We start from the raw sequence: 22,757 nt of genomic DNA on the forward strand, positions 1-22,757 counted from the left end.
TCAAACCGGCACGGGAACATTGGCGCCGAGCAGCCCTTGCGCCTTCAATTCGGCCCAGAGCGCGGCGGGAACAGGGGCGGCGAATTCGGCGATCTGGTCCTCGACCTCGCGAGGAGAGACCGCGCCCATGACGAGGCTCGCGACAGCGGGATGCCCCAGCGGGAAATGCAGCGCGGCGCGTCGCAGCGGCACGTCATGGCGGAGGCAGACGGCTTCGATCGCCGCCACGCGGGCGAGGATCTCGGGCGGGGCGGGCTTGTAATTGTATTTCGCCCCAGTAACCGGGCCGGTCGCGAGGATGCCGGAATTGAAGACGCCGCCCAGCAACAGGCCGATGCCCTTCTCCAGCGCCAATGGCATGAAGGAGGCGAGCCCCGGCTGCTCCAGTAGGGAATAGCGGCCCGCCAGCAGCATCGTGTCGAAATCGCCGGCGCGGGCGAAGCGCTCGCACATCTCAGCTTCGTTGACGCCGACGCCGATCGCTTTCACCGCGCCGGAAGCGCGCAGGCGTTCGAGCGCGCGATAGGCCCCCTCCATGGCTTGCGAGAAGCGCGCCTCGATCGCGTCCGCGCCATGCGTCCAGACATCGACATCGTGGATCAGGACGATGTCGATCCGGTCGACGCCGAGCCGTAGCGCCGATTGCTCCAGCGAGCGCATCGCGCCGTCATAGGAATAGTCGAAGCGCAGCGCATGCGGCAGGCCGCCGAGATAGCCGGAGCCATCGCCGCGCGGACCGAAGGGCTCGGCGACGCGGCCGACCTTGGTCGAGATGGCGATGTCGGCGCGGTCCACACGGCGAAGCGCTGCGCCGATGCGGTGCTCGGACAGGCCGTGGCCATAAAGCGGAGAGGTGTCCAGAAGCGTCACACCGCCCGCGATGGCGGCCTCGACCGTCGCCACGGCCTGGGCCTCGTCGAGCCGGGCATAGAGATCGCCGAGCGGCGCGCCGCCGAAGCCGAGCGTCGAAACATCGAGGCCGGAGCGGCCGAGCGGGCGCGTTGCGAGGGCAGTCGTGGCAGGCATGTCGGGGCATTTCCATGGTTGTTACCGGCACTATGTGCACGCCAACATGTTAGCTTGCAACCCGGATCGAACGGCGCTAGCGTCCGTGCCGGATCGATCGAGGCCGAGGTCGGAAGATCAAGGCGATCGCATAACCAACAGGCCCGAAAACGGGTCGTGCCATGTCCGGAGGGAGGACACCAATGTCATCTGAGATTCTCAAGCTGACCCGTCGCGCCTTATTGCGCAATGCCGCAGCGCTCGGCGCGCTGGGCACGCTCGCGGCGCCTGCGATCATTCGCGAGGCCAACGCCCAGTCGAGCTTCAACTGGAAGCGCTTCGCCGGCGCCAAGCTCGACGTGATGCTGGTGAAGAACCCGCGTTCGGATTTGCTGCAGGCGCATGAAAAGGAGTTCACGGAACTCACCGGCATCCAGGTCTCCTCCGAGCAGGTGCCGGAGCAGCAGCAGCGCCAGAAGGCGATGATCGAATTCTCCTCGGGCAAGCCCGCCTTCGACGTGACGATGCTGGCGCTGCACGTCCAGAAGCGGCTCTCGGCCAAGGGCAAGTGGATGGAGGACCTGCGGCCCTATCTTGCGGACGCCTCGCTGACCTCGCCTGATTTCGACTATGCCGATTTCGCAGCCGGCGCGGTGGATTTCGGCAAGCAGGCGGACGGCTCGATCGACACGCTGCCGCACTTCATGGATTTCTGGATGGTCTATTACAACAAGGAGATGTTCGCCCAGAAGGGGCTCGAATATCCCAAGACCTTGGACGAGCTGGTCGCTGCCGCAGCCAAGCTCAACGACCCGTCGAAAGGTATCGCGGGCTTCGTTTCGCGCGGCCTGAAGAACGCCAATATTCCGGTCTGGACCTCCTGGCTGCTGGGCCAGGGGCTGGAGACGGTCTCGGCCGACGGCAAGCTGCAGACGGACGGCCCCGAAGCTGTGTGGGCGGCGGACATGTACCGCAAGCTCAACAAGGATTACGGCCCTCCGGGCACGATCGGCTTCAACTGGAACGAGTGCCAGACCACCTTCATGCAGGGCCGGGCCGCGATGTGGCTCGACGGTATCGGTTTCGCGACCCCGCTCGAGGATCCGACCAAGTCGCGCATCGTCGGCAAGGTCGGTTATGGCGTGACGCCGGCCGGCCCGAAGGGGCATCACTCGGCGTTGTTCGGCGACGGACTCGGCATTGCGCGCGGGTCGAAGAACAAGCAGGCCGCTTGGCTCTATGTCCAGTTCATGTGCAACAAGGGCCACCAGCTCGCCATGATCAAGGCTGGCGCCGGCGCGCCGGGGCGGCTCTCGGCGCTGAGCAACCCGGAAGCTGCGGCGGGTTCACGCTTCCCGAAGCAGTATTTCGAGTGCCTGGCGGAGTCCGGCAAGATCGCGCGGGCCGGCCTGCCGCAGATCATTCCAGTGACGGAATTCCGCGACGTCTTCGGCGTGGCTCTCACCAATACCCTGTCGGGCGCGGATTCGGCCACCGAACTGAAGAAGGCGACCGAGACCTTCAAGCCGATCCTCGAGAAGAGCGAGCAAGCTTAAAGCATCCGCGCTCGCGTCATGGCCGGGCTCGTCCCGGCCATCCACATCTTCGCGGCCGCCATGCGGCGTTCAAGAGGTGGATGCTCGCCGCAAGGGCGAGCGTGACCAAGCGTGCCAGACAAGGCGCATCTGATGACGATCAGCACATCCATGCCTGCAGCCATTGCGCGGCCGCCCTCCGCGGCGTTCCAGCATTCGGCCGATTTCACGCCGCGCTACTGGCTGTTCTCGCTGCCGGCGGTGCTGCTCATCCTCGGCGTGATCGTGTTTCCGTGGCTGTTCACGCTCTACATGTCGACGCAGGACTGGAAGATCGGCGGTGGGCCGGAATTCGTCGGTCTGCAGAATTTCGCCGAACTCTTTCGTGATGCCCGCTTCATCGAATCGATGGGGCATACCGCCTATTTCACGATTCTGGCGGTAGTGCTGCCGATCCTCTTCGGCACGGCCGCGGCGCTGGTCTTCCATCGCGAATTTCCGTTCCGGGGTTTGCTGCGCACCGTCTTCGTGATGCCGATGATGGCGACGCCGGTCGCGGTCGCGCTGGTCTGGACGATGATGTTCCACCCGCAACTCGGCGTGCTGAACTACCTGCTCTCGCTGGTCGGCATCGGTCCGCAAAACTGGGTCTACGACCCGGGAACGGTGATCCCGACGCTGATCCTGGTCGAGGTCTGGCACTGGACGCCGCTGGTCATGCTGATCGTGCTCGGTGGCCTCGCCGGACTGCCGCGCGAGCCCTATGAATCGGCGCTGATCGACGGTGCCAATAACTGGCACATGTTCCGCCACATCACGCTGCCTTTGGTCTGGCCCTTCATCATGGTCGCGATCGTGATCCGCACCATCGACGCGCTGAAGGCCTTCGACACGATCTTCGTGATCACCCAGGGCGGGCCGGGCACGGCGTCGGAGACGCTGAACATCTTCCTCTATCTGCAGGCCTTCCAGTTCTACAAGATCGGCTACGCCTCGGCCGTGGTGGTGATCTTCTTCGTGATGATCATCATGCTCTCGCTGCTGCTGCTCTATGCGCGCCAGAAGTCGAAGTGGAACGCGTGATGAAGCGCCTCGCCACCAAAATCGGCTTCTATGCCTCGGTCTTTGTGCTGGTCTCGCCGGCGGTGCTGGTCTTCCTCTGGATGATCTCGCTGTCGCTGAAGAACGAGCTCGACAACACGGCGTTCCCGCCAGTCTTCATCCCCGATCCGCCGACGCTGAAGAACTATGTCGACGTCTTCGCGCAGAACAATTTCGGGCTCTATCTCTGGAACTCGATCCTGGTGACGGGTGGGGCCGTGCTGATCGGCCTGCTGGTCGGCGTGCCCGCGGGCTACGGCATCGCGCGCGGCAAGGCGACGAAGTTCGCGATCCTGATCCTGATTGCGCGGATGACGCCGGCCTTGTCCTATCTGATCCCGCTCTTCCTGCTGTTCCAGATCACCGGGCTGGTGGGCACGATCACGGCGCTGGTGATCACTCATCTCGTCATCACGATCCCGATCATCGTCTGGATCATGATCGGCTATTTCGAGAATGTTCCCATGGAGCTCGAAGACGCGGCGCGTATCGACGGCGCCACGACCTGGCAGGCCTTCCGCCATGTCGCGTTGCCGCTGGCGCTGCCCGGCGTCACGATCGGCGGCATCCTCGCCTTCATCTTCTCCTGGAACAACTTCATCTTCTCGGTCGTGCTCGGCGGCAAGAACAGCCGCACGCTGCCCTCGGCGGTCTATAACTCGCTGACCTTCGAGCAGATCTCCTGGGGCCCGCTCGCGGCGGCTGCCCTGCTCGTGACCCTGCCCGTCCTCGTCGTCACCGTACTCGCCCAACGTCAGATCGTCGCTGGACTCTCGGCCGGCGGCCTCAAAGACGGCTGAGAGCGGCGCGACGATATTGCGTGGCACGAACTTATCACATACTAACATGTCAGTCCGTCATCTTCCTGGAAAGACAAGCTCCATGGCTCTCAACCCCAACCGTTTCGGCCTCTCCTGCGCCATCACCACGCCGATGCGGGAAGGCGGCGCCGTCGATCTGCCGCGCCTCGTCAAGCATGCGCGCCATGTCCTCGCCGAGGGCTGCGACAGCATCACCCTGTTCGGCACCACCGGCGAGGGCGCGGCGCTCGGCCTGCCGGCGCGCACCGCGATGATGGGCGCGCTGATCGGGGCGGGCGTCGATCCGGCCAAGCAGATCTATGCGGGCATCGCGGCGGCTTCGCTGCATGAGGCTGTCGAGCAGGCGCGGCTGGCGCTCGACGCCGGAGCCAAGGGGCTCCTGGTCGCGCCGCCCTTCTACTTCAAGGGCGTCAGCGACGAAGGGCTCTATGCCTGGTTCTCGCAGTTCTTCGACAAGCTCGGCGCCTCCGCGCGCAACGCCATTCTCTATCACATCCCCTCGGTGACGGCGGTCAGCATCAGCGTCGGGCTGGTACAGAAGTTGAAGACGGCGTTTCCGGGTGTCGTCTCCGGCATCAAGGATTCCTCCGGCGATTATGCCAGCACGGAAGCGTTCCTGAAGGCGCATGGCGAACTCGCCATCCTGGTCGGCGACGAGCGGCAGCTCGCCCGCGCGGTGCGTGCGGGTGCGCAGGGCTCGATCTGCGGCGTTGCCAATCTCGTGCCGCATCTGCTGCGGCCGCTGGTCTATGAGGGAACCGACAGCCCGGTGGTGAACGCGCTGGTCGACGAGATCTGCAGCTATCCGGTGCTGGCGGCGGTGAAGGCTCTGGTCGGGCATTTGCATGGCGATGCCGGCTACGGCGCGATGCGCGCGCCGCTGGAGGCGCTTGACGACAGCCAGCGCAAGCGGCTCTTCGCCGCCTTCGACACGATCACGCGCGCCAAGGCGGCCTGAGTCGGGGCGGCCCCAGGGAGGACAGGTTGAACCAGCCGGAGACGGAGCCCGAACGCGAGGCCGAGCCGCTGAAACTGCGGGAGCGGGCTTATGCCAGCTTCACCGAACGGTTGTTGGCGCGCGAGATCAAGCCCGGGCAATTCGTGACCCAGCGCGAGCTCGTGGCGCTGACCGGCCTGCCTCTGGGGGCGATCCGCGAACTGATCCCTCGGCTCGAAGCCGAGGGATTGATCAAGACGGTGCCGCAACGGGGCATGCAGGTCGCCCATGTCGACCTCAACCTGATCCGCAACGCCTTCCAGTTCCGGCTTTTCCTGGAAAGGGAGGCGACCGCGCTCTATGCGGCGAACGCGACCGACACGGAAATCGCCGAGCAGCGCGAGCGGCACGAGGCGATCATCGCGCGCGCTGAGGCCGGCGGCGACGAGGCGCTGATCGAGGACGCCGAGGATGTCGACCGATTGATGCATGAGGCGATCATCGATCACCTCGACAACGATATCGTCTCGAAGGCCTTCCGCGTCACCTGGCTGAAGATCCGGCTGATCCGGCAATATGAGACGCGGATCCAGAACCACATCCTGGTGCCGGTGATGCGGGACCACCTCAAGATCATCACGGCGATCGAGGCGCGCGATCCGGTGCGCGCCGCCGAGGAGATGAGCCTGCATATCGGCAATGCCCGGATGCGGGCGATGAATTACTGACGCAATATGAAGCCGGCTCATGAGAGCCGGCTTCACCCAATAGCGATCCGGATAACCGGGCATTCTCGGGAGGAGCAAAGATCATGACCAGGCTGACCAAACGCGAACTGCTCGTCGGCTCCGCCGCGCTTGCCGGAGCAAGCATCGCCATGCCGGCCGTGCTGCGGGCGCAAGCGGTCGTGCTGCGCTGGGCCGACGGCCAGCCGATGACGCATCCCTCGCCGCAAAGCGCGGTGAAGGCCTCAGCCGAGGTCAAGGACAAGACCGGCGGGCGCATCGACATACAGACCTTCCCGGCCGGCCAGCTCGGCTCGTCGCGCGACATGGTCGAGTCCGTCGCCAGCGGCGCCTTGACCATGGTGACGGAAGGGGCGGCGCAGCTCGGGCAGTTCGTGCCGCAGCTCTCGATCATCGAGGCGCCCTATCTCTGGCGCGACGCGGCGCATATGGCGCGGGCGCTGAAATCGCCACTGATCGACGAGCTCAACAAGGCTCTGGTCGAGAAGCGCGGCATGCGCGTCATCGGCGTGAACTATTACGGGGTCAGGCATCTGACCAGCGGCAAGCGCCCGATCAACTCGGTCGAGGACATGAAGGGCTTCAAGCTGCGGGTGCCGGAGGTCGACACCTTCCGCGCCATGGCCGAAGCCTGGGGCGCGCGGCCGACGCCGCTGAACTTCAGCGAGCTCTATCTCGCTTTGTCGCAAGGCGCGGTCGACGGCCAGGAGAATCCGCTGCCGACGATCCAGTCGGCCAAGCTCGCCGAGGTCCAGAAATACCTCGTCCTGACCGCCCATATCATCACCCCGCGCCTCGTCATCGTGAACGAGGCTGCCTGGTCGAAGCTCTCCGAGGCCGACCGTGCCCTCGTCCGGGCCGCGATCGACACGGCCGCGACCTGGCAGGACAACGAGATCATCACGCAGGAGAACGGGCTCGCCGAGAGCCTCGGCAAGAGCGGCATGATCGTGGTCAAGCCCGACCTGGAGAGCTTCCGCAAGCCGGTGCTGGCGTCGCTGCCGGCCAAGTTCGAAAGCAAATGGGGCAAAGGCCTGTGGGAGCGCATCGAGGCGCTCTGAAACGACTTCGCCGAGACTATCTCAGCCCTCATCCTGAGGAGCACTCTGCAGGCGTGCGTCTCGAAGGATGCCCCAGCTTGCACGGGAGCCTCCTCTTGTACGGAAGCCTCCTGGAGCATCCTTCGAGACGCCGCTTCGCGGCTCCTCAGGATGAGGGCTGAGCCAGCAACCCGCTTTGGAGACACAGCATGATCGCCCTCGCGCGCACGGTGTTCGACCGTGCGATGGAGATCCTCGCCGGCATCCTGATCGTGACGCTGCTCGTCTGCGTGACGCTGGGCATCGTCACGCGGGCGCTGGGCGATCCGCTGATCTGGACCGATGAGGTCTCGCGCTTCCTGATGCTCTGGGTCGCGGTCTGCGGCTGGGTCATCGCCAGCCGGCGGCAGGCCCATATCCGCATCCGCTTTTTCCATGACCTGCTGCCGCGGCAGGGCTGGCGGGCCACTGAGACGGTGATGCAGATCGCCATGATCGTCTTCGGCCTGCTGGTTGGCTGGTACAGCATCCATCTCGTCGCCGTGAACTATGATCTCGAGGCGACGACGGTGCCGATCTCGATGGGGATGCTCTATGCGCCGATGGTCTTCGCCGGCTTCGTCACGGCTGTGCAGGGCCTGTTCGAACTGATCGCCAATCTCAGGAACTGGGCGGTTTCGCCCTATGAGCCGGCCGAGCCGCCGATCACGGGAGAGGTCCTTTGAGCGCGCTGATCTTCAAGATCTCGGGCGTCTGGCTGCTCTCGATCCTCGCCGGCTTTCCGCTCTTCGCCTCGATGGGGCTCGCCGCCTTCGCCTTCGTGGCGCTGGCCGACCTCTCGGCCTCGATCGTGCCGCAGAAGATGGCGCAAGCCATGAACGCCTTTCCGATCGTCGCCGCCCCGCTCTTTATCCTGATGGGCAACATCCTGGGCGCGGCGCGGATCACCGACCGGATCGTGGCGTTTGCGACCTCGGTGATCGGCTGGCTGCGCGGCGGCTATGCCCATGCCTCGATCCTGACCAGCATGATCTTCGCGGGCATGGTCGGCTCGGCTGTCGCCGATGCGGCAGGCTCAGGCGCTATCGAGATCAGGGCCATGAAGAAGGCCGGCTACCGGCCCGAGACGGCGGCCGCGATCACGGCCGCCGCGGCGACGATCGGCCCGATCATCCCGCCCAGCCTGCCGATGGTGATCTACGGCGTCACGGCCGATGTCTCGATCGGCCGGCTCTTCATCGGCGGCGTCATTCCCGGCATCCTGATGGGGCTGTCGCTGATGGCGATGGTCATGCTGATCTCGAAGCGCCAGGGTTTCCGCAAGGAGCCGTTCAAAGGCTTCCGCGAGATCGGCCGAACCTTCCTCAGCGGCTTCTTCGCGCTGATGACACCGCCCTTGATCCTGGGCGGCATGTTCTCCGGCATCTTCACGCCGACGGAAGCCGCCGCGGTCGCCTGCCTTTACGCGCTGTTCCTCGGCTTCTTCGTCTACCGCACCCTGGAGGTGAAGCAACTCGGGCCGATCCTGGTCGAGACCGTCGAGACCACCGGCCTCGTCATGGTCCTGGTCATGGCGGCGGGCGCGCTCGGCTGGTGCATGTCGATCTCGCGGGTGCCGCAGACGCTGACGCCGCTGATCGTCGAGACGATCAAGAATCCGCTGGTCTTCCTCCTCGTCTGCAACCTGATCCTGCTTCTGGTCGGCTGCTTCATGGAAGCACTGGCGGCGATGCTGATCCTGATCCCGATCCTGGTGCCGGCCGCGCATAGTTTCGGCATCGACCCGGTCCAGTTCGGCATCATCATGATCCTGAACCTGATCCTGGGCACGATCCATCCGCCGATCGGGGTGGTGCTCTTCGTGGTGACCCGGATCGCCAATGTCTCCTTCGAGACCATGTCGAAGGCGATCCTGCCCTGGATCGTGCCGCTGCTGGTCGTGCTCGCGGCGATCACGCTCTGGCCGCCGCTGACGACCTGGCTGCCCAATCTGGTGATGGGCAAGTAAGGCGGCGGGTAAGTAAGGCGGCTTGGCCGCGAGAGCAGCACGCTGCTCATGCTCTGAACCACGCCGTCATCCTGGGCGACCCACCGGGTCCGGCTTTCAGCCGGCCCGATGGCAGGCTCCGGTCGTCCCAGGATCCGAAGCGCGTCATGGTCGGGCTTGACCCGACCATCTCGGAAACTGGAGCGCTCTGGTCACGAGATTCTCGAGGCGCAACTGTTCTTCTTGAGAGATATCGCCCTGGAATGACGCCCTCCGATCGACCCCGGAGCGGCGTCGGCTGTCCTGCATGCCAGAAACCTCGCGCGCAGGCGGCTGCGATTGCGATTTCACGCCTGCAGACGCAGACTCGCAGCAAGGGCTCGTCTTGCAATTGGTATTCTAGAGGGCTAGCCTTCGATGAGACCACTCCGGGCAAGGCCATAGGCCGCCCGATGCATTCGGTAGGGGAGTTGAGGCATGGCGCGTTTTCTGACCACCACGGCGCTGGCGCTGACCATGGGGCTCGCTGCGGCGGCTCTTCTGCCGGCAACATCGCAGGCTCAGGTCCTGCAAGCGGCGGTCGATGCCTCTCCCGCCGGGCTCGACCCGCATATCATCACCGCCTTCAGCTCATTCCAGGTGGTGAACGGCTCGATCTATGAGGGCCTGACCGGGATCGACAAGGATCTGCACGTGGTGCCGGCCCTGGCCCAGTCCTGGACGCTCTCCGCTGATGGCAAGAGCTATGTCTTCAAGCTGGTCTCGGGCGCGACCTTCCATGACGGCAAGCCACTGGAGGCGGCCGATGTGGTGGCGAGCCTCAACCGCGTGCTCTCCAAGGACATTGCCTCGCCATTGGCGAGCCGTCTCGCAGCGATGGAAAAGGCGAGCGCCGTCGATGCCGGGACCGTCGAGGTCACGCTGAAGGAGCCGTCGGCGCCCTTCCTGACCGCGCTGGCCTCGATCGCGATCGTGCCGCGCGCTTTCGAGGCCGACAAGGATGGCTTGCAGCGCAAGCCTGTCGGCACAGGCCCGTTCAAGTTCAAGGAATGGCAGCCCAACGGCTTCATCGAATTGGAGAAGCATGCCGGCTACTGGAACAAGGGCCAGCCCAAGCTCGACGGCGTGAAGTTCAACATCATCCCGGAATCGGCGACGCGCCAGGTCGGGCTGTCGAGCGGCCAATATGCGCTGTTGCCGAATATCGATGCGGCCACGGCCCTGCAGCTCAAGGGTCGGCCGAACGTCAAGATCGCCGACACGCTGGAGCTCGCCTATACGCTCGTCGGCATGAACACCTCCAAGCCGCCTTTCGACAATCCGAAGGTGCGCGAGGCGCTGAATTACGCGCTGAACCGGCAGGAGATCGTCCAGGCCGCGCTGTTCGGCGCCGGCGTTCCCGGCGGGCCGCTCTCGCCGGCGCTGAAGCAATGGGCGCTCGACGTGAAAGAGTTCCCCTGCTTCACGCCGTCCGCCGCCAAGGCGCAGGAGCTGCTCAAGGCCGCCGGCATTACGACGCCGGTTGCCGTGACGCTGCTCGTGCTGCCGCGCCAGGATATTCGCGACATCGCCCAAGTCGTGCAGGCGCAGCTCAACAAGGCCGGCTTCAAGGCGGAGCTGAAGATCCCCGAACTCGGCCAGTTCGTGCAGGATTGGCGCAACTCGAATTTCGACGCCTTCGTCTCGACCAATGCGGGCTCGATCGATCCCGACGACTATTTCTACCGGACCTTCCGCACGGCCGGCTCGACCAATGTGTTCAAATACTCGAACCCCGAGATCGACGGCCTGCTCGATGCGGCCCGCATCGAGACCGATCAGGCGAAGCGCAAGGCGTCCTATAACCGGGTGCAGTCGCTGCTGACCTGTGACGGCCCGGCCGCTTTCATGACCTATGGCCAGCTCTTCACCGCCATGCGCACGAATGTCAGCGGGTTCGACATCGTCGCAAACCGCTCGCTGTTCTCGCTTTCCACGACGATGCAGGCGCGGTGAGGCAGGGTTGATCGTCGCGATTTTGGGATTGTATCCAAAAACCGCGCCGTCATTCCGGGCGCAGCCCTCGGGTCCGGCCTTCGGCCGGCCCAAGGACAGGCTCCGCGGAGACCCGGAATCCCTTGTGGAGTGCGCCGCCCTTCGATGGATTCCGGATCAGCGCCGCTTGCGCGGCTTGTCCGGAATGACGGGAGATCGTTTGCCGAGCGCCTGCTGGTTTCGCCAATGAATTTCCTGCGCTCCCGTGCGCTTGATCTTGCCGTCGTTTTGTTTGGCGTGTCGGTGCTGACGTTCCTGATGATCCGGCTGATCCCTGGCGATGCGGTTGCGATCATGCTCGGCGCCAACACCGAGGTGACGCCCGATCGGGTGGCTGCGCTGCGCAGCCGGATCGGGCTCGATCAGCCGGTGCTGCTGCAGTATTTCAGCTGGCTCGGCGGCGTGCTGAGCGGTGATCTCGGCGTGTCGTTGTGGACCAGGCGGCCGGTCTCGCAGGAGATCGCGGGCCATATGTGGCCGACGCTCCAGCTCACCGTGCTGGCGCTGATCGTGGGAGCGGGCCTGTCGCTGCCGCTGGGCGTGCTGATGGCGCGGTTGCGCGGCAAGGCCTGGGACACCGCCTTGCGGATCGGCTCGGTGGCGGGGCTCACCATCCCCTCCTTCTGGCTCGGCATCATGATGATCCTGGCGCTGACGACATTGGCGCCGGACTGGCAGCTGCTCGGCTATGTCCCGTTCAGCGAGGACCCGCTCGGCAATGTCGCAAAACTGCTGCTGCCGGCGGTGGCGCTGGCCCTGCCGATCCTGGCCAACCTGTCCCGGCTGGTGCGCTCGGCCATGCTCGACGCGCTGCAGCAGGACTATGTCCGCACTGCCCGCGCCAAGGGCCTGTCGGAGAGGCGCATCCTGTACCGGCACGCGCTGCGCAACGCGCTGATCCCCTTCGTGACGAGCGCGGGCATCATGACCGGCTATCTGCTCGGCGGTGCTATCGTGGTGGAGCAGGTTTTTGCCATTCCGGGACTGGGACGATTGATCCTGGGGGCCATCGCCGAACGCAATTATCCGCTGGTGCAGGCGACCATCCTCGTCATCACCTTCGCCTTCGTGCTGGTCAATTTCGTGGTCGATCTGCTGTATGTGCTGATCGACCCGCGCGTGCGGCTGTGAGCGCTGCCATGGCCGGCAAGACGCCAAAAACAGGCAAGACACCAAAGACAGGGAAGTCGCCAAAGCTGCTGATCGTGGCAGCGAGCGCCGTGATCATGCTCGTCCTCGTCGCCGTGCTGGCGCCCTGGATCTCGCCTTACGATCCGCTGGCGCAGGACATCCTGGCCCGGTTGAAGGGTCCAAGCGCGGCGCATTGGCTCGGCGCCGACCAGTTCGGCCGCGATCTGCTGTCGCGGCTGATCCATGGCCTGCGCGCTTCGCTGGGCATCTCGGCTGCGGCGGTGATCGTCGCACTCCTGATCGGCGGCACGCTTGGCCTGGTCGCCGCCTATTATCGCGGCTGGACCGAGCGCATCGTCATGCGCTGCATGGATGTGCTCTTCGCCTTCCCGGTGATCCTGCTCGCCATCGGCGTCATCGCGATGCTGGGTCCAGGCTCCGGCCCGACCGCGATCGCGATCGCCGTCGTCTACACGCCGATCTTCGCGCGCTTGCTGCGCGGGCCGGCACTGGTCGTGGCCGAGAGCGATTTCGTGATGAATGCGCGCGCGATCGGGGCCTCCGATGCGCGCATCATCTTCGTCCATATGCTGCCCAATCTGGCGAGCGTGCTCTTGGTGCAGACGAGCCTTCTGCTCTCGGCCGCGATCCTGGTCGAAGCCTCGCTCTCCTTCCTCGGGCTCGGTACGCAGCCACCGGCGCCATCGCTGGGTACCATGCTGTCGGAGGGGCGCAATGTGCTGCTGCTCTCGCCCTGGAGCGCGGTGTTCTCAGGCGTGGCGATCCTGATCCTGGCCTTCGCGCTCAACCTGCTCGGCGACGTGCTGCGCGACACGCTCGACCCGCGCCTGCGAGGCGAGCAGTGATCTGCCGCGACGCTACAGCATTTCCGCGTTTCTCCGAATCGCGGAAATGCTGTAGCTCCTTGTTTTATCACGTTTTCTTCACGCGAACCGGTGTCCACTTCGCTCGAAAACGCTCTGGCGCCCGCGATCTCGCATGGCTGACAGAGGTGGCGTTCTGATCGTCACAGCGTTTCCGTGATCTTCTTCAGATGCGGTGGATTGTCGGGGTCATAGCCCATCGCGAGCGCCGTGCGCTCGATCATGCGATAGGCCGGGGCCAGCATGGCGATGGCGTCCGTGACCGGGTGATCGTCGCCGATCCAGGGCAGGCGCGAGTCCGGCCCGCCGGCCAGGTGCGCCGCGAGATGGGAGGCGTCGAGATTGGCGACCAGCGCGTCGACCGCCTCGGCGGTCTCGTCGCCGACCCGCAACGCCAGCACCGGGGTCTGGTCGGTGACGGCTGCGCGCGGCCCGTGCAGCAATTCGGCAGCGGAATAGGCGAGTGCCGGCAGGCGCAGGGTCTCGGCCATCTTGAGCGCGATTTCGCGCGCCGGGCCCAAGCCGTAGCCGCGTCCTGCGATGAAGGCGGCGCGCGCCGTCGGCAGGCTCCGGCCGACCACGTCCCAATCGAGCCGCAACGCTTGCGACAGCCGCCCCGGCAGGCGCTCCAGCGCGGCCACGAGCTCGTGATCATCGGCGAGAAGAGCGACCAGCAGCGCGCCAAGCGCCATCGACCCGATCACACTCTTGGTCGCGGCGACCGAGCGTTCTCGCCCCGCCTCGAGCGGCAGCACCCATTGGGCGGCCTGAGCCACGGGCGAGGCGATGTCGTTGAGGATGGCGACCGTGGCGGCACCTTCACGCCGGGCGGCCATCGTGGCCGCCACGAGGTCCGGGCTGCGGCCCGATTGCGAGATGACGATGAACAGTGCGCGGCGCAACGCCACCGGCCGTTTCAAGCTGGTGATCACCGACGGCGCGGTCGCGGAAACGGGCACGCCGATACGCGTCTCCAAGAGATAGCGCAGATGGACGCCGGCATGCCCGGAACTGCCGCGCCCGCAGATCACGGCGACATCGAAATCCATCCGCTGCAAGCGCGCTGCCAGCGCCGCGAGGTCACCGCGCGAGGCCATGATGCGAGCCACTACATCCGGGGCTTCGGCGGTTTCATTCGCCATTGCGGAGCCGAGCTCGAGATCCGTCATAGGTCGTTGGCCATTGCTTGACCGGCGCGGGGAGCGGCGACGGCCGAATTCGCTCCCTCCAGCGCATCGCCGGCCATCCCGGGGTGGGGATCGACGAAACGGTGACTGAGGCGTTCCGTCGGCATGGCTGGATTCCCTAGTGGTTATAGAACCACTTTAATGCCTTTCGTCATTCTAGCAATACCAATCGATGCGCGCCTGGGTAAAGTCGCTGCCACCGGATGACCGGAGTCCGTACCCGGCTCTCATCAAAAAGTGAGAGCCGGACCGACGCGAAAAACCGGTTCCCGCTGTTTCGCATCCAGCTCCAGCGCTGCTGGGTTCCTCAGATTGTCCCCGCCGCCTGCAACCGTTCGATCTCAGGGGCGCTCATGCCGAGCCAGTCCGACAGGATCTCGGCGCCGTGCTCGCCAAGGCCGGGCGCGCCGCGGCGAATGACGGTGGGCGTGCCATGCAGCCGCACCGCAGGCGCCTGGAACGGCACCGAACCCATCACCGGGTGAGGCACGTCGACGATCTGCTTGCGATGCACCACCTGCGGATTGGCGATGACGTCGGCGATGGTGGCGACGCGCTCGCAGGGTATGTCGGCTGCGTGGATGATCTCGAGAACGGCTTCGCCATCGCGCTCAGCTGCCCAGGCATCGATGATCGCCTCCAGCTCCGCGACATTGGCATTGCGGGCGACGAAGGTGGCGAAGCGCGCATCCTGCGCCAGCTCCGGCCGCCCCATTGCGGCGGCGAGCCGCGGGAAATGCACGTCGTTGCCGGCGACGATGTAGATCCAGATGCCATCCCGGCTGCGGAAGCAATGCGAGGGCGAGAGGTAGCGGTCACGGTTGCCAAGGCGCTCCGGCTCGCGCCCGAAGAGGATGCGCTCCGGAATCGCTGTGGTCATCAGCGCCATGCCGCTATCCATCAAGGTCGCCTCGACGACCTGGCCGCGGCCGCTGGTCTCGCGCGCATGCAGCGCCGCGAGGGTACCGATCACTCCATAGAGCGCGGTCGAATAGTCGCAGACGAAGACGCCCGCCATGGTCGGCGCGCCGCCTGCGGGTCCGGTCATCGCCATGACGCCGGACTGCGCCTGGGCGGCGCCGTCGAAGCAGGGGTGCTGGGCGAGCGGCCCTTCCTGCCCGAAGCCGGAGATGCGCACCATGATCAGGCGCGGATTCAGCGCGCTCAGCACGTCCCAGCCGAGCCCCATGGCCTCCATCGTGCCGGGCCGGAAGTTCTCGATCAGGATGTCGGCCGTAGCGGCGAGCTGCCGGAGCAGCGCCTGACCTTCCTTGTCGCGGAAATCGATGGCGAAGCCGCGCTTGTTGCGGTTGGCCGAGAGAAAGAACAGCGTGTCTCCCTCGACCGTCTCGCCGACGCGCCGGCCCTCCTCGCCGCCGTCGATGCGTTCGACCTTCACCACATCGGCGCCGAGATCGCCCAGAAGTTGACCGCAGAACGGCCCGGCAATATAGCGCGAAAGGTCGATGATCTTTACCCCGTCAAGCGATGCCGGCATGAATTCACCCTTCGGTTATTGGCGCGTTTCTATAAAAATACTATAAATCTTGATTTTCTGAGAGATTGTTATTGACATAAACGTCGATACCAGAATGTATTACGCTTGGAAATGGAGATCCATATGAAAATTTCCTATTTCTCCTGGCTCCGCACCAAGACCGGCGTCCCCAATGAGGAGATCATCTTGCCGGCGCAATGCCGGACGGTTGACGACCTCGTGCGGCATCTTGCGGCGCGCTATCCGGCCCTGGCCGAGATCGCCGACGCCCGCGGCAGCATGCGCTTCACCGTCAATCGCCGTTACGTCGAGAATTCGCACGAGCTTGCCTCCGATGACGAGGTCGGGCTGTTCCCGCCGGTGACGGGCGGCTGAGTCAACGCTTCGCAGGTCAGGCAACCCACCCGGCGTGGCAGGGCGATGGCGTCGAGCGCGCAGCGCCAGGCGTCGTACATCATCAATGTGCCCGAGAGGCTCGGCCCCGTGCCCAGGACCTCCTTGATCACCTCGATGGCCTGCATCGAGCCGAGTGCGCCGACCGCCGGGCCGAGCACACCGATTTCGGAGCAGGACGGCGTCACCGCCGCTGGCGGCGTGTCCGGGAACAGGCAACGGTAGCAAGGGTGCGGCGGGCCGAGATAGGCCTTGAAGGTGGTGATCAGCCCGTCGGTGAGCTGTACCGCGGCGCTGACCAGCGGGATCTGTGCCGCAAGGCAGGCCGAATGCACGGCGTCCCGGGTGGCGAAATTGTCGCTGCCGTCTGCGACGATGTCGTAGCCGGCCACCAGCCCTGCCGCGTTCTCCGCGCTGATCGGCATGTCGTGCCGGATGATCGCAACATGCGGGTTGAGCGCGCGCAGCGACTTCTCGGCGCTCTCGGTCTTCGGCATATCGAGCCGCTCGACCGAATGCAGGATCTGCCGGTGGAGGTTGGAGATCTCGACATAGTCGAAATCGACGATCCCCAGCGTGCCGATGCCGGCCGCGGCGAGATACAGCAGCAGCGGCGAGCCCAGCCCGCCGGCGCCGATCACCAGGACCCGGGCCGCCTTGAGCTTTTCCTGGCCGGAGACGCCGATCTCGGGCAGCACGGTCTGCCGCCGATACCATTGCAGCTCCTCGGGACTCAGCGTCTGGGGCATCCGCATTCCGGCGCTCCTCCTTGCGTGCAATCCTGGCGGGCTGCCGCCGCTCATGCTTCCTGGGCCATCTGACGCCCGTCCGACGCGGCCGCTGCGGCCGCCCTGATGCGCTTGACCACCAGATACAGCCCATTGGCGCGACTTGGCGCGAGGCTGCGGCCGACGAGCAGCCGCTCGACCACCTCGGGCGAGTAGGCCAGGATCTCGTCCGGTCGCCGATCGCCATAGAGCCTGAGCACCATGGCGAGCAGGCCGCGCATCAGCATCGCGTCGGAATCCAGCGCGAGCCGCATGCGGTCCTGGTCGGCGTCATGCTCGGCCACGACCCAGACCTGAGACTGGCAGCCCTTGACGCGGTTGTCCTCGCAGCAATCCTCCGGCGCCAGACGCGGCAGGCGCCGGCCGAGGCTGAGCACGTGCCCGACCCGTTCGGTGAAATCCGCGAAGGCGGCGAACTCGGCTTCGAGTTGCGCCGCGACTTCGGCGATGGATTCCTCGATCGGGCTGTCGAGCATGGTCATGGCCGACTCCGGCTTGATGACATTGGTCGTGCAGAGGGCTTGTTCCAGGCCGGTTCAGGCCCGCCTGGCCGTGGCCGGGCGGGTCGCGATCTGCCCTCCGGTCATCGGCCCGGCGACGCCGGTGGTGAGGGGGAAGCTCAACGGCATGCCGCGCAAAGCGCGGACCGCGAGAAAGGCGAAGCATTCGGCCTCGACCGCGTCGCCACGGAAGCCCACCGCCTCGGCTGGAACGACCTCGACCCCGGCGCGCTTCTGCAGCGCCGCCATGATCGCCGGATTCTTGCGCCCGCCGCCACAGACGATGAGCTTCGTCGGCCGTTGCGGCAACTGGTCGAGCGAGCGCCCGACCGTGCCGGCGGTGAAGGCGGTCAGCGTCGCTGCCCCGTCTGCCAGCGAAAGCCCTTCGGCCATGTCGGCGGTGAAATCGTAGCGGTCGAGCGATTTCGGATAGGGCGCGGTCAGATAGGGGTGGTCGAGCAAGCGGGCGAGCCGCTCCTCATCGACCGTGCCGCTGAGCGCCAGTGCGCCGTCGATATCCATCTCGCCCTTGCCGTGGCGCATGATCCAGTCGTTGATCGGCCCGTTGGCCGGCCCGGTGTCGAAGGCGTGGAACTCCTCGCCACCTGCCCACCAGGTGATGTTGCCGACCCCACCGAGGTTCAGCGCAGCCGCCTCGGGCCCCGCATTGATGCCGCGCAGCAGCGCGACGTGATAGCTCGCCGAAAGCGGCGCGCCATGGCCGCCGGCGCGCATGTCGGCAGTGCGGAAGTCGTAGACGACGTCGACGCCCAGCATGTCGGCCATCAAGCGCCCGTCGCCGAGCTGGCGTGTGTCGCCATGTCGGCCGGGCTCGGGCGCGCGGTGCAGCACCGTCTGCCCGTGGAAGCCGACAGCTGCGACATCGGACGGCGTCAGACCCGCCTCCGCCATGAAATCGGCCACCGCCTCGGACTGCGCCCGGGTCAACGCCGCCTCGGCTTCGGCGAAGATGGCGGGCTCCGGCCCTTCGAAGCGCCAGGCCAGCGCCGCCTCGACCGCGGCCGCGAGCAGGGCCCGGATGTCGGTCTTGTACGGAGCGAGCTTCCAGTGGCCGAACTCAGCCACATTCTCCCCATCGGTGCGGATCGACGCCACGTCGATCATCCCGTCGAGAACTGTCCCGGTCATTAACCCGATAGCCCAAACCGGCTTCATGCGCCGCACTCCCTTTCCGTTCCCAGATCCTAGTGATTCATAGTCAATTCGGCGCGGCGCGCATCACGGTTCATCGCCTCAGGCGGCCAGGCGGTGCTTGGCGTAGACCTGACCCTCCGGCTTCCGGCAGGTCTTGCAATGGCCGACGCTGCAGCGGCCCTGCGTTTCCATGCGGTCGCGGAAGGCCAGTCCGCGCTCCAGCACCTGCTCGGCGCTCTCCTCGAAGAGATTGCCGATCACGCCGTGCTGGCCGTGGCTGATGATGCAGATCGAAACCTTGCCGTCCGGCGCCAGGCACATGACATGACCGGCCCAGAAGCAGGCGCCGCTCGGCACGGGCAGTTTGGGGTTGACGTCTTGCATCATGCGCTGGTGCAGCTTCTCGTCGCTTTCGAGATCCGACAGGGAGGCGACGTCGTGATGCGCGCCGCCGGGCAGCAGCGGCGTGACCTTGACGTGGTCGTCGACGCGTTCGAGCAGGCGCAGGAAAGCCGGATCATAGCTCTCGATCGGTTCGCCGAGGTCGATCTGGTAAACTCCGACCTTGACGTGCTCGTCGCCGGCCGCCTCCTCGAGCAAGATCTCGAGCCCACGCAGCGTGCGCAGGAAGGTACCCTCGCCGCGGTTGAGATCGTGAGACAGTGCGTTGCCGCCGTCGATCGAGACGAAAATCTTGTGCCGGTGCTTCACCTCGAGCAGCTGCCGCGCCCGCTTCCTGGTCAGCATCGTGCCGTTGGTGTGCCATTGCAGCTGGGTGTCCGGCATGATGTCGCGCGTGACCGCCAGAAGTTCGTGGAAACGGTTGTTCATCAAGGGCTCGCCGCGCCAGTTCAGGTGGATGGTCTTCACCTCGAGCGCCGGCGATTCCTTGAGCTTGATCAGGGCCTGCTCCAGATCGGCCGGATCGAGGTCGAGCTTGCCGTGACTTTCCTTGGTGTAGCAAAGGCGACACGCCAGATTGCAGCGTGTCGTCGGGTCGAGCCAGAGCCAGACGGGCGAAGGAGTGGCCCCCTGGGCGGTGTTTGCATGCAGCATAGCCTTGGCCTCCGGGTTGAATTGCCCTTGCATGATTGCCATGGCCGGCCTGCCGCCCGGCGCACGCGCCGGGCCTGTTCTTGACGGCAGAAATACGCGCCGCCCTGCGGCGGCCAACCCTGTGCAACCTCGAAACGCCCCACCACGGCGCTCGCTGCGCCGGTCGACCTCCATGCGTGTTCGATCATGGCCCCGCGGCGCGTCACGGGGACGCCGCCTCGGCAGCCGGGAGAGAGTGTGTTTCGCGTATTTTTATAGGACCACTTTAGTATCGGAATAATACCACTGCGTCAAACGATCCACCGCGCCGGACGCTCACGCCGGAGCCGGCGTCCGGAGAAATTTCGTCTCGTCATGTGCCGGAAAACCACCCTCGCGCGGGTAATAGATTGGTACGCACCAATGGTTCGTGGCGGCCCATTCCGTATTCGGCAGCGAGACGTCCTGGCCGAATATCCGATGGCACGGCAATTCGTAGACCTTGCCGGTCGAGACCGGGATCTCATCGAAGACGATGTATTTGTAGAAGCCGCTCGACATGCCGGCGGGCAGGCGCACGCGGTTGGGGTGGTGCTGGTCCAGCACGTCGCGGGCATAGGCCTGCTTCCAGGCCACGATCTCGCCGAGGCGGCGGGTCTGCACCACGCCCAGCGCGGCCCGGAACTCGTCCAGGCGGTGGTTGAGGCTGCGCACCTTGTAGCGCGAGCCGCGCCCGTAATCGCGGTAGCTGCGCAGGTGCCGCACCATCTCGTCATTGGTGCTGACGGCGATGCCGCCCTCGGCCGTGGAGATCGTCTTGGTGGCATAGAAGGAGTAGAGGCCAACCTCGCCCCAGCTCCCGGGCTTGCGGCCGTTCCAGTCCGCGCCCGCAGCATGGGCGCAGTCCTCGAACAGGACGATGCCCTTCTCGCGGCAATAGGCGGCGATGCGCTCGATGTCGAAAGCGATGTGCCCGCCGATATGAACGATCCAGGCGAGTTTGGGCTTCACCATCTCGGCCTTGGCGACGAAGTCGTCATAGGAGCCGCAGAGATCCTCGCGGTTGCAGTCGTAGAACACGATTTCGGCGCCGGCGAGCTGGGAGGCGCGCGGCGTCGCCAGGAAGGTGTTCGACGGGCACAGCACCGTCTCGCCGGCGACGCCGACGAAATCCAGCGCGGCCAACGCGGCCCCAGCCCAGTTATCGAAAGCGACGGAGGCGAGACCGTTCCAGTCCCGCCACAGCGCTTCGAACTCCTCGATCTGTTCGCCATGGCTCCAGCGCTGCGAGCGCAGCACTTTGCGCCAGCGCGCCATCACTTCGTCCTCGTCGCGGTCGTCGAAACCGACGGTGAAGGGCATTGGCGGCGGCATGGCGGGGGTCATGGGCTTTGCGCTCCGGTGCTGATCGATGGCGCCTCGCAGCGCCAGATTTTCGAATTCACCAAATTTCTGCAGTTGCAATCCGCAGACAATACGAATCTATGGTAGTAGTCAATCAGATTATTATAGTAATTTTACGAATACTATTCCATAAAATGAACTATAATACCGTATCTTCTACGCCAACACCAAGCATAAATCCGCCAAGTGAGCGACCTTGAGCTTCGCTTTGATTGGCCGCATGCTGACGCGCGGCGGCGATATCGGCGAGATACCGCCCGAAAGGATGGCTCTTCGCCAGCCCGGAGGCGCCGCAGGCCTTGAACAGCCTCGCGGCAAGCAAGGTGCAGCGTTCGGCCGCCATCGTCGCCTGCAGGCGGTAGACCATGCGCTGTGGGATCGGCGCCTGCTCGCCGCGGCGGGCATAATCCGTCAGCCGCGCGAAGTTGCGTCCCATCATGGCGGTGATCTCGTCGAGGGAGGCCTCGACCTCGGCGACGATGAGCTGGGCCACCGGATCGCGCGCCACGGCCTGGCCGGTGACGGCGACGCGGGCGCGGCTATGGTCGAGGAAGGCGTCAAGGAAGCCCTGCAGTGCCCCCACCGCCGGCATGGTGATGGTGCGGAACAGCAGTTGCGGCAGCGGCAGCCGGTAGAGCGGGGCCGTGTTGATCGCGAGCCCCGGGCTGGTGCCGAGGAAGCGGTCGATATGCCGGTGCGCGCGGTGCTCGGGAACGAAGATGCTCTCCACCGTGACATCTTGGCTGCCGGTGCCGCGCAGCCCCGTTGTGTCCCAGTTGTCATGCACGAGGGCGTCGGCGCGGGGCACGAGGAAGACGCGCAAATCCGGCAGCGCGCCTGATGCCCCGGCTGCCGTTTCGGGCGTCTCGGCGTTTACGCTGCCGGCGAGTATCAGCCAGTCGCAATAGTCGGAACCGCTGGCGAAGCCCCAGCGCCCGCTGAGTCGGAAGCCGCCGCCGACCGGCGTCGCCTTGCCTGTCGGCATGTAGCTGCAGGCGAGGAGAGCGTCGGGATCCTCGCCCCAGACATCGTCCTGCGCGCGTTCGTCGAACAATGCGAGGTGGAAGGCGAGTACCCCCATCACGCCCTGCAGCCAGCCGGCCGACATGTCGCCCTCGGCGAGCGCCGCCTGGATGATGAAGAAGGTCTCGGGGTCGAGTTCCGGCCCGCCATAACGCTGCGGCTGCAGCAACCGGAACAGCCCGGCCGAACGCATGGCATCCATCACGATCGGCGAGAGCCGTGCATCGCGATCGCCGTCCCCGGCCTTGCTGCGCAGCAGGGGGATCAGCGCCCGAGCCCGCGTCAACGCTGCAGCACGAGACTCCTCCGCCGCGGCACTGGGCGGGGCGGAAAATGATCGAAATACGCTAGCATTCTGCATGGCCACACTCCTCGAGATAGGACCAATTCGAATTATCTTCGCTTTCGCCTGCGATGTGTTGGCAAACGGCGAGGCCGTCTAACGATGGATAAAATATCGAATAATATCAGTAGAATTGGACTGTTCAGCTTCGGAGATGATCAAAACAGGGCCATTTGAGATCTTACGCTGAATTCTCGGCGGACATCCAGT

Annotated in this window: 21 protein-coding genes; 12 read left to right on the forward strand and 9 right to left on the reverse strand. The window is 65.4% G+C overall.

The genetic code is table 11. From position 1 onward, the window contains the following. Positions 1–1,026, reverse strand: coding sequence for an aldo/keto reductase (locus tag RMR04_RS03575; RefSeq protein WP_311913005.1), 1,026 nt, complete (start codon positions 1,024–1,026; stop codon positions 1–3). A 182-nt stretch (positions 1,027–1,208) separates the two neighbouring features. Here RMR04_RS03575 and RMR04_RS03580 point away from each other — a divergent pair, with 182 nt between their 5' ends. From RMR04_RS03580 to RMR04_RS03630, 11 genes are all read left to right on the forward strand, one after another. After that, positions 1,209–2,561 (forward strand): ABC transporter substrate-binding protein, encoded by a 1,353-nt coding sequence (locus RMR04_RS03580; protein WP_311913006.1) that lies wholly within the window; start codon positions 1,209–1,211, stop codon positions 2,559–2,561. A 132-nt stretch (positions 2,562–2,693) separates the two neighbouring features. Continuing rightward, positions 2,694–3,623, forward strand: coding sequence for a carbohydrate ABC transporter permease (locus RMR04_RS03585; protein WP_410492194.1), 930 nt, complete (start codon positions 2,694–2,696; stop codon positions 3,621–3,623). Further along, positions 3,623–4,441 (forward strand): carbohydrate ABC transporter permease, encoded by an 819-nt coding sequence (locus tag RMR04_RS03590; protein ID WP_311913007.1) that lies wholly within the window; start codon positions 3,623–3,625, stop codon positions 4,439–4,441. Before RMR04_RS03585 ends, RMR04_RS03590 begins: the two co-directional genes overlap by 1 nt. Before the next feature lie 82 nt (positions 4,442–4,523). After that, entirely contained in the window at positions 4,524–5,420 is an 897-nt protein-coding gene (locus RMR04_RS03595; RefSeq protein WP_311913008.1) for a dihydrodipicolinate synthase family protein, read from the forward strand. A 26-nt stretch (positions 5,421–5,446) separates the two neighbouring features. Further along, entirely contained in the window at positions 5,447–6,127 is a 681-nt protein-coding gene (locus RMR04_RS03600; protein WP_311913009.1) for a GntR family transcriptional regulator, read from the forward strand. A gap of 83 nt (positions 6,128–6,210) precedes the next feature. Continuing rightward, positions 6,211–7,206, forward strand: a complete 996-nt coding sequence (locus RMR04_RS03605; protein ID WP_311913010.1) for a sialic acid TRAP transporter substrate-binding protein SiaP — start codon at positions 6,211–6,213, stop codon at positions 7,204–7,206. Between the two features lie 188 nt (positions 7,207–7,394). Beyond that, positions 7,395–7,910 (forward strand): TRAP transporter small permease, encoded by a 516-nt coding sequence (locus tag RMR04_RS03610; RefSeq protein ID WP_311913011.1) that lies wholly within the window; start codon positions 7,395–7,397, stop codon positions 7,908–7,910. Continuing rightward, on the forward strand, positions 7,907–9,193 hold the full coding sequence (locus tag RMR04_RS03615) for a TRAP transporter large permease (RefSeq protein WP_311913012.1): 1,287 nt from the start codon (positions 7,907–7,909) through the stop codon (positions 9,191–9,193). The genes RMR04_RS03610 and RMR04_RS03615 overlap by 4 nt, the downstream gene beginning before the upstream one ends. A gap of 456 nt (positions 9,194–9,649) precedes the next feature. Continuing rightward, positions 9,650–11,167 (forward strand): ABC transporter substrate-binding protein, encoded by a 1,518-nt coding sequence (locus RMR04_RS03620; RefSeq protein ID WP_311913013.1) that lies wholly within the window; start codon positions 9,650–9,652, stop codon positions 11,165–11,167. A 225-nt stretch (positions 11,168–11,392) separates the two neighbouring features. Beyond that, positions 11,393–12,337, forward strand: coding sequence for an ABC transporter permease (locus RMR04_RS03625; protein ID WP_311913014.1), 945 nt, complete (start codon positions 11,393–11,395; stop codon positions 12,335–12,337). An 8-nt stretch (positions 12,338–12,345) separates the two neighbouring features. Further along, positions 12,346–13,203: an ABC transporter permease gene (locus RMR04_RS03630; protein WP_311913015.1), complete on the forward strand. Its 858-nt coding sequence runs from the start codon at positions 12,346–12,348 to the stop codon at positions 13,201–13,203. A gap of 161 nt (positions 13,204–13,364) precedes the next feature. On the opposite strand, the gene RMR04_RS03635 is transcribed toward RMR04_RS03630, so the two are convergent. Both RMR04_RS03635 and RMR04_RS03640 read right to left on the reverse strand, forming a co-directional pair. Then, entirely contained in the window at positions 13,365–14,390 is a 1,026-nt protein-coding gene (locus RMR04_RS03635; protein ID WP_311913016.1) for an SIS domain-containing protein, read from the reverse strand. 325 nt (positions 14,391–14,715) lie between these two features. Next, positions 14,716–15,906, reverse strand: a complete 1,191-nt coding sequence (locus RMR04_RS03640) for a CaiB/BaiF CoA transferase family protein (protein WP_311913017.1) — start codon at positions 15,904–15,906, stop codon at positions 14,716–14,718. 123 nt (positions 15,907–16,029) lie between these two features. Here RMR04_RS03640 and moaD point away from each other — a divergent pair, with 123 nt between their 5' ends. Next, positions 16,030–16,281, forward strand: coding sequence for a molybdopterin converting factor subunit 1 (gene moaD, locus RMR04_RS03645; RefSeq protein WP_311913018.1), 252 nt, complete (start codon positions 16,030–16,032; stop codon positions 16,279–16,281). Here moaD and RMR04_RS03650 read toward each other — a convergent pair. From RMR04_RS03650 to RMR04_RS03675, 6 genes are all read right to left on the reverse strand, one after another. After that, a complete protein-coding gene (locus tag RMR04_RS03650) occupies positions 16,209–17,102 on the reverse strand; it encodes a HesA/MoeB/ThiF family protein (RefSeq protein WP_410492195.1) in 894 nt (297 codons plus the stop codon). The genes moaD and RMR04_RS03650 overlap by 73 nt on opposite strands. Next, positions 17,099–17,569, reverse strand: a complete 471-nt coding sequence (locus tag RMR04_RS03655; RefSeq protein WP_311913020.1) for a SufE family protein — start codon at positions 17,567–17,569, stop codon at positions 17,099–17,101. Before RMR04_RS03655 ends, RMR04_RS03650 begins: the two co-directional genes overlap by 4 nt. A gap of 54 nt (positions 17,570–17,623) precedes the next feature. Next, positions 17,624–18,763 (reverse strand): anhydro-N-acetylmuramic acid kinase, encoded by a 1,140-nt coding sequence (locus RMR04_RS03660; RefSeq protein ID WP_311913021.1) that lies wholly within the window; start codon positions 18,761–18,763, stop codon positions 17,624–17,626. Positions 18,764–18,841: 78 nt separating this feature from the next. After that, positions 18,842–19,840: a radical SAM protein gene (locus tag RMR04_RS03665; protein WP_311913022.1), complete on the reverse strand. Its 999-nt coding sequence runs from the start codon at positions 19,838–19,840 to the stop codon at positions 18,842–18,844. Positions 19,841–20,113: 273 nt separating this feature from the next. Then, on the reverse strand, positions 20,114–21,163 hold the full coding sequence (locus RMR04_RS03670; RefSeq protein WP_311913023.1) for a DegT/DnrJ/EryC1/StrS family aminotransferase: 1,050 nt from the start codon (positions 21,161–21,163) through the stop codon (positions 20,114–20,116). A 157-nt stretch (positions 21,164–21,320) separates the two neighbouring features. Then, on the reverse strand, positions 21,321–22,565 hold the full coding sequence (locus tag RMR04_RS03675) for an acyl-CoA dehydrogenase family protein (RefSeq protein WP_311916047.1): 1,245 nt from the start codon (positions 22,563–22,565) through the stop codon (positions 21,321–21,323). Positions 22,566–22,757: the final 192 nt, after the last annotated feature.

The organism is Bosea sp. 685, from assembly GCF_031884435.1.
Classification (GTDB): Bacteria; Pseudomonadota; Alphaproteobacteria; order Rhizobiales; family Beijerinckiaceae; genus Allobosea.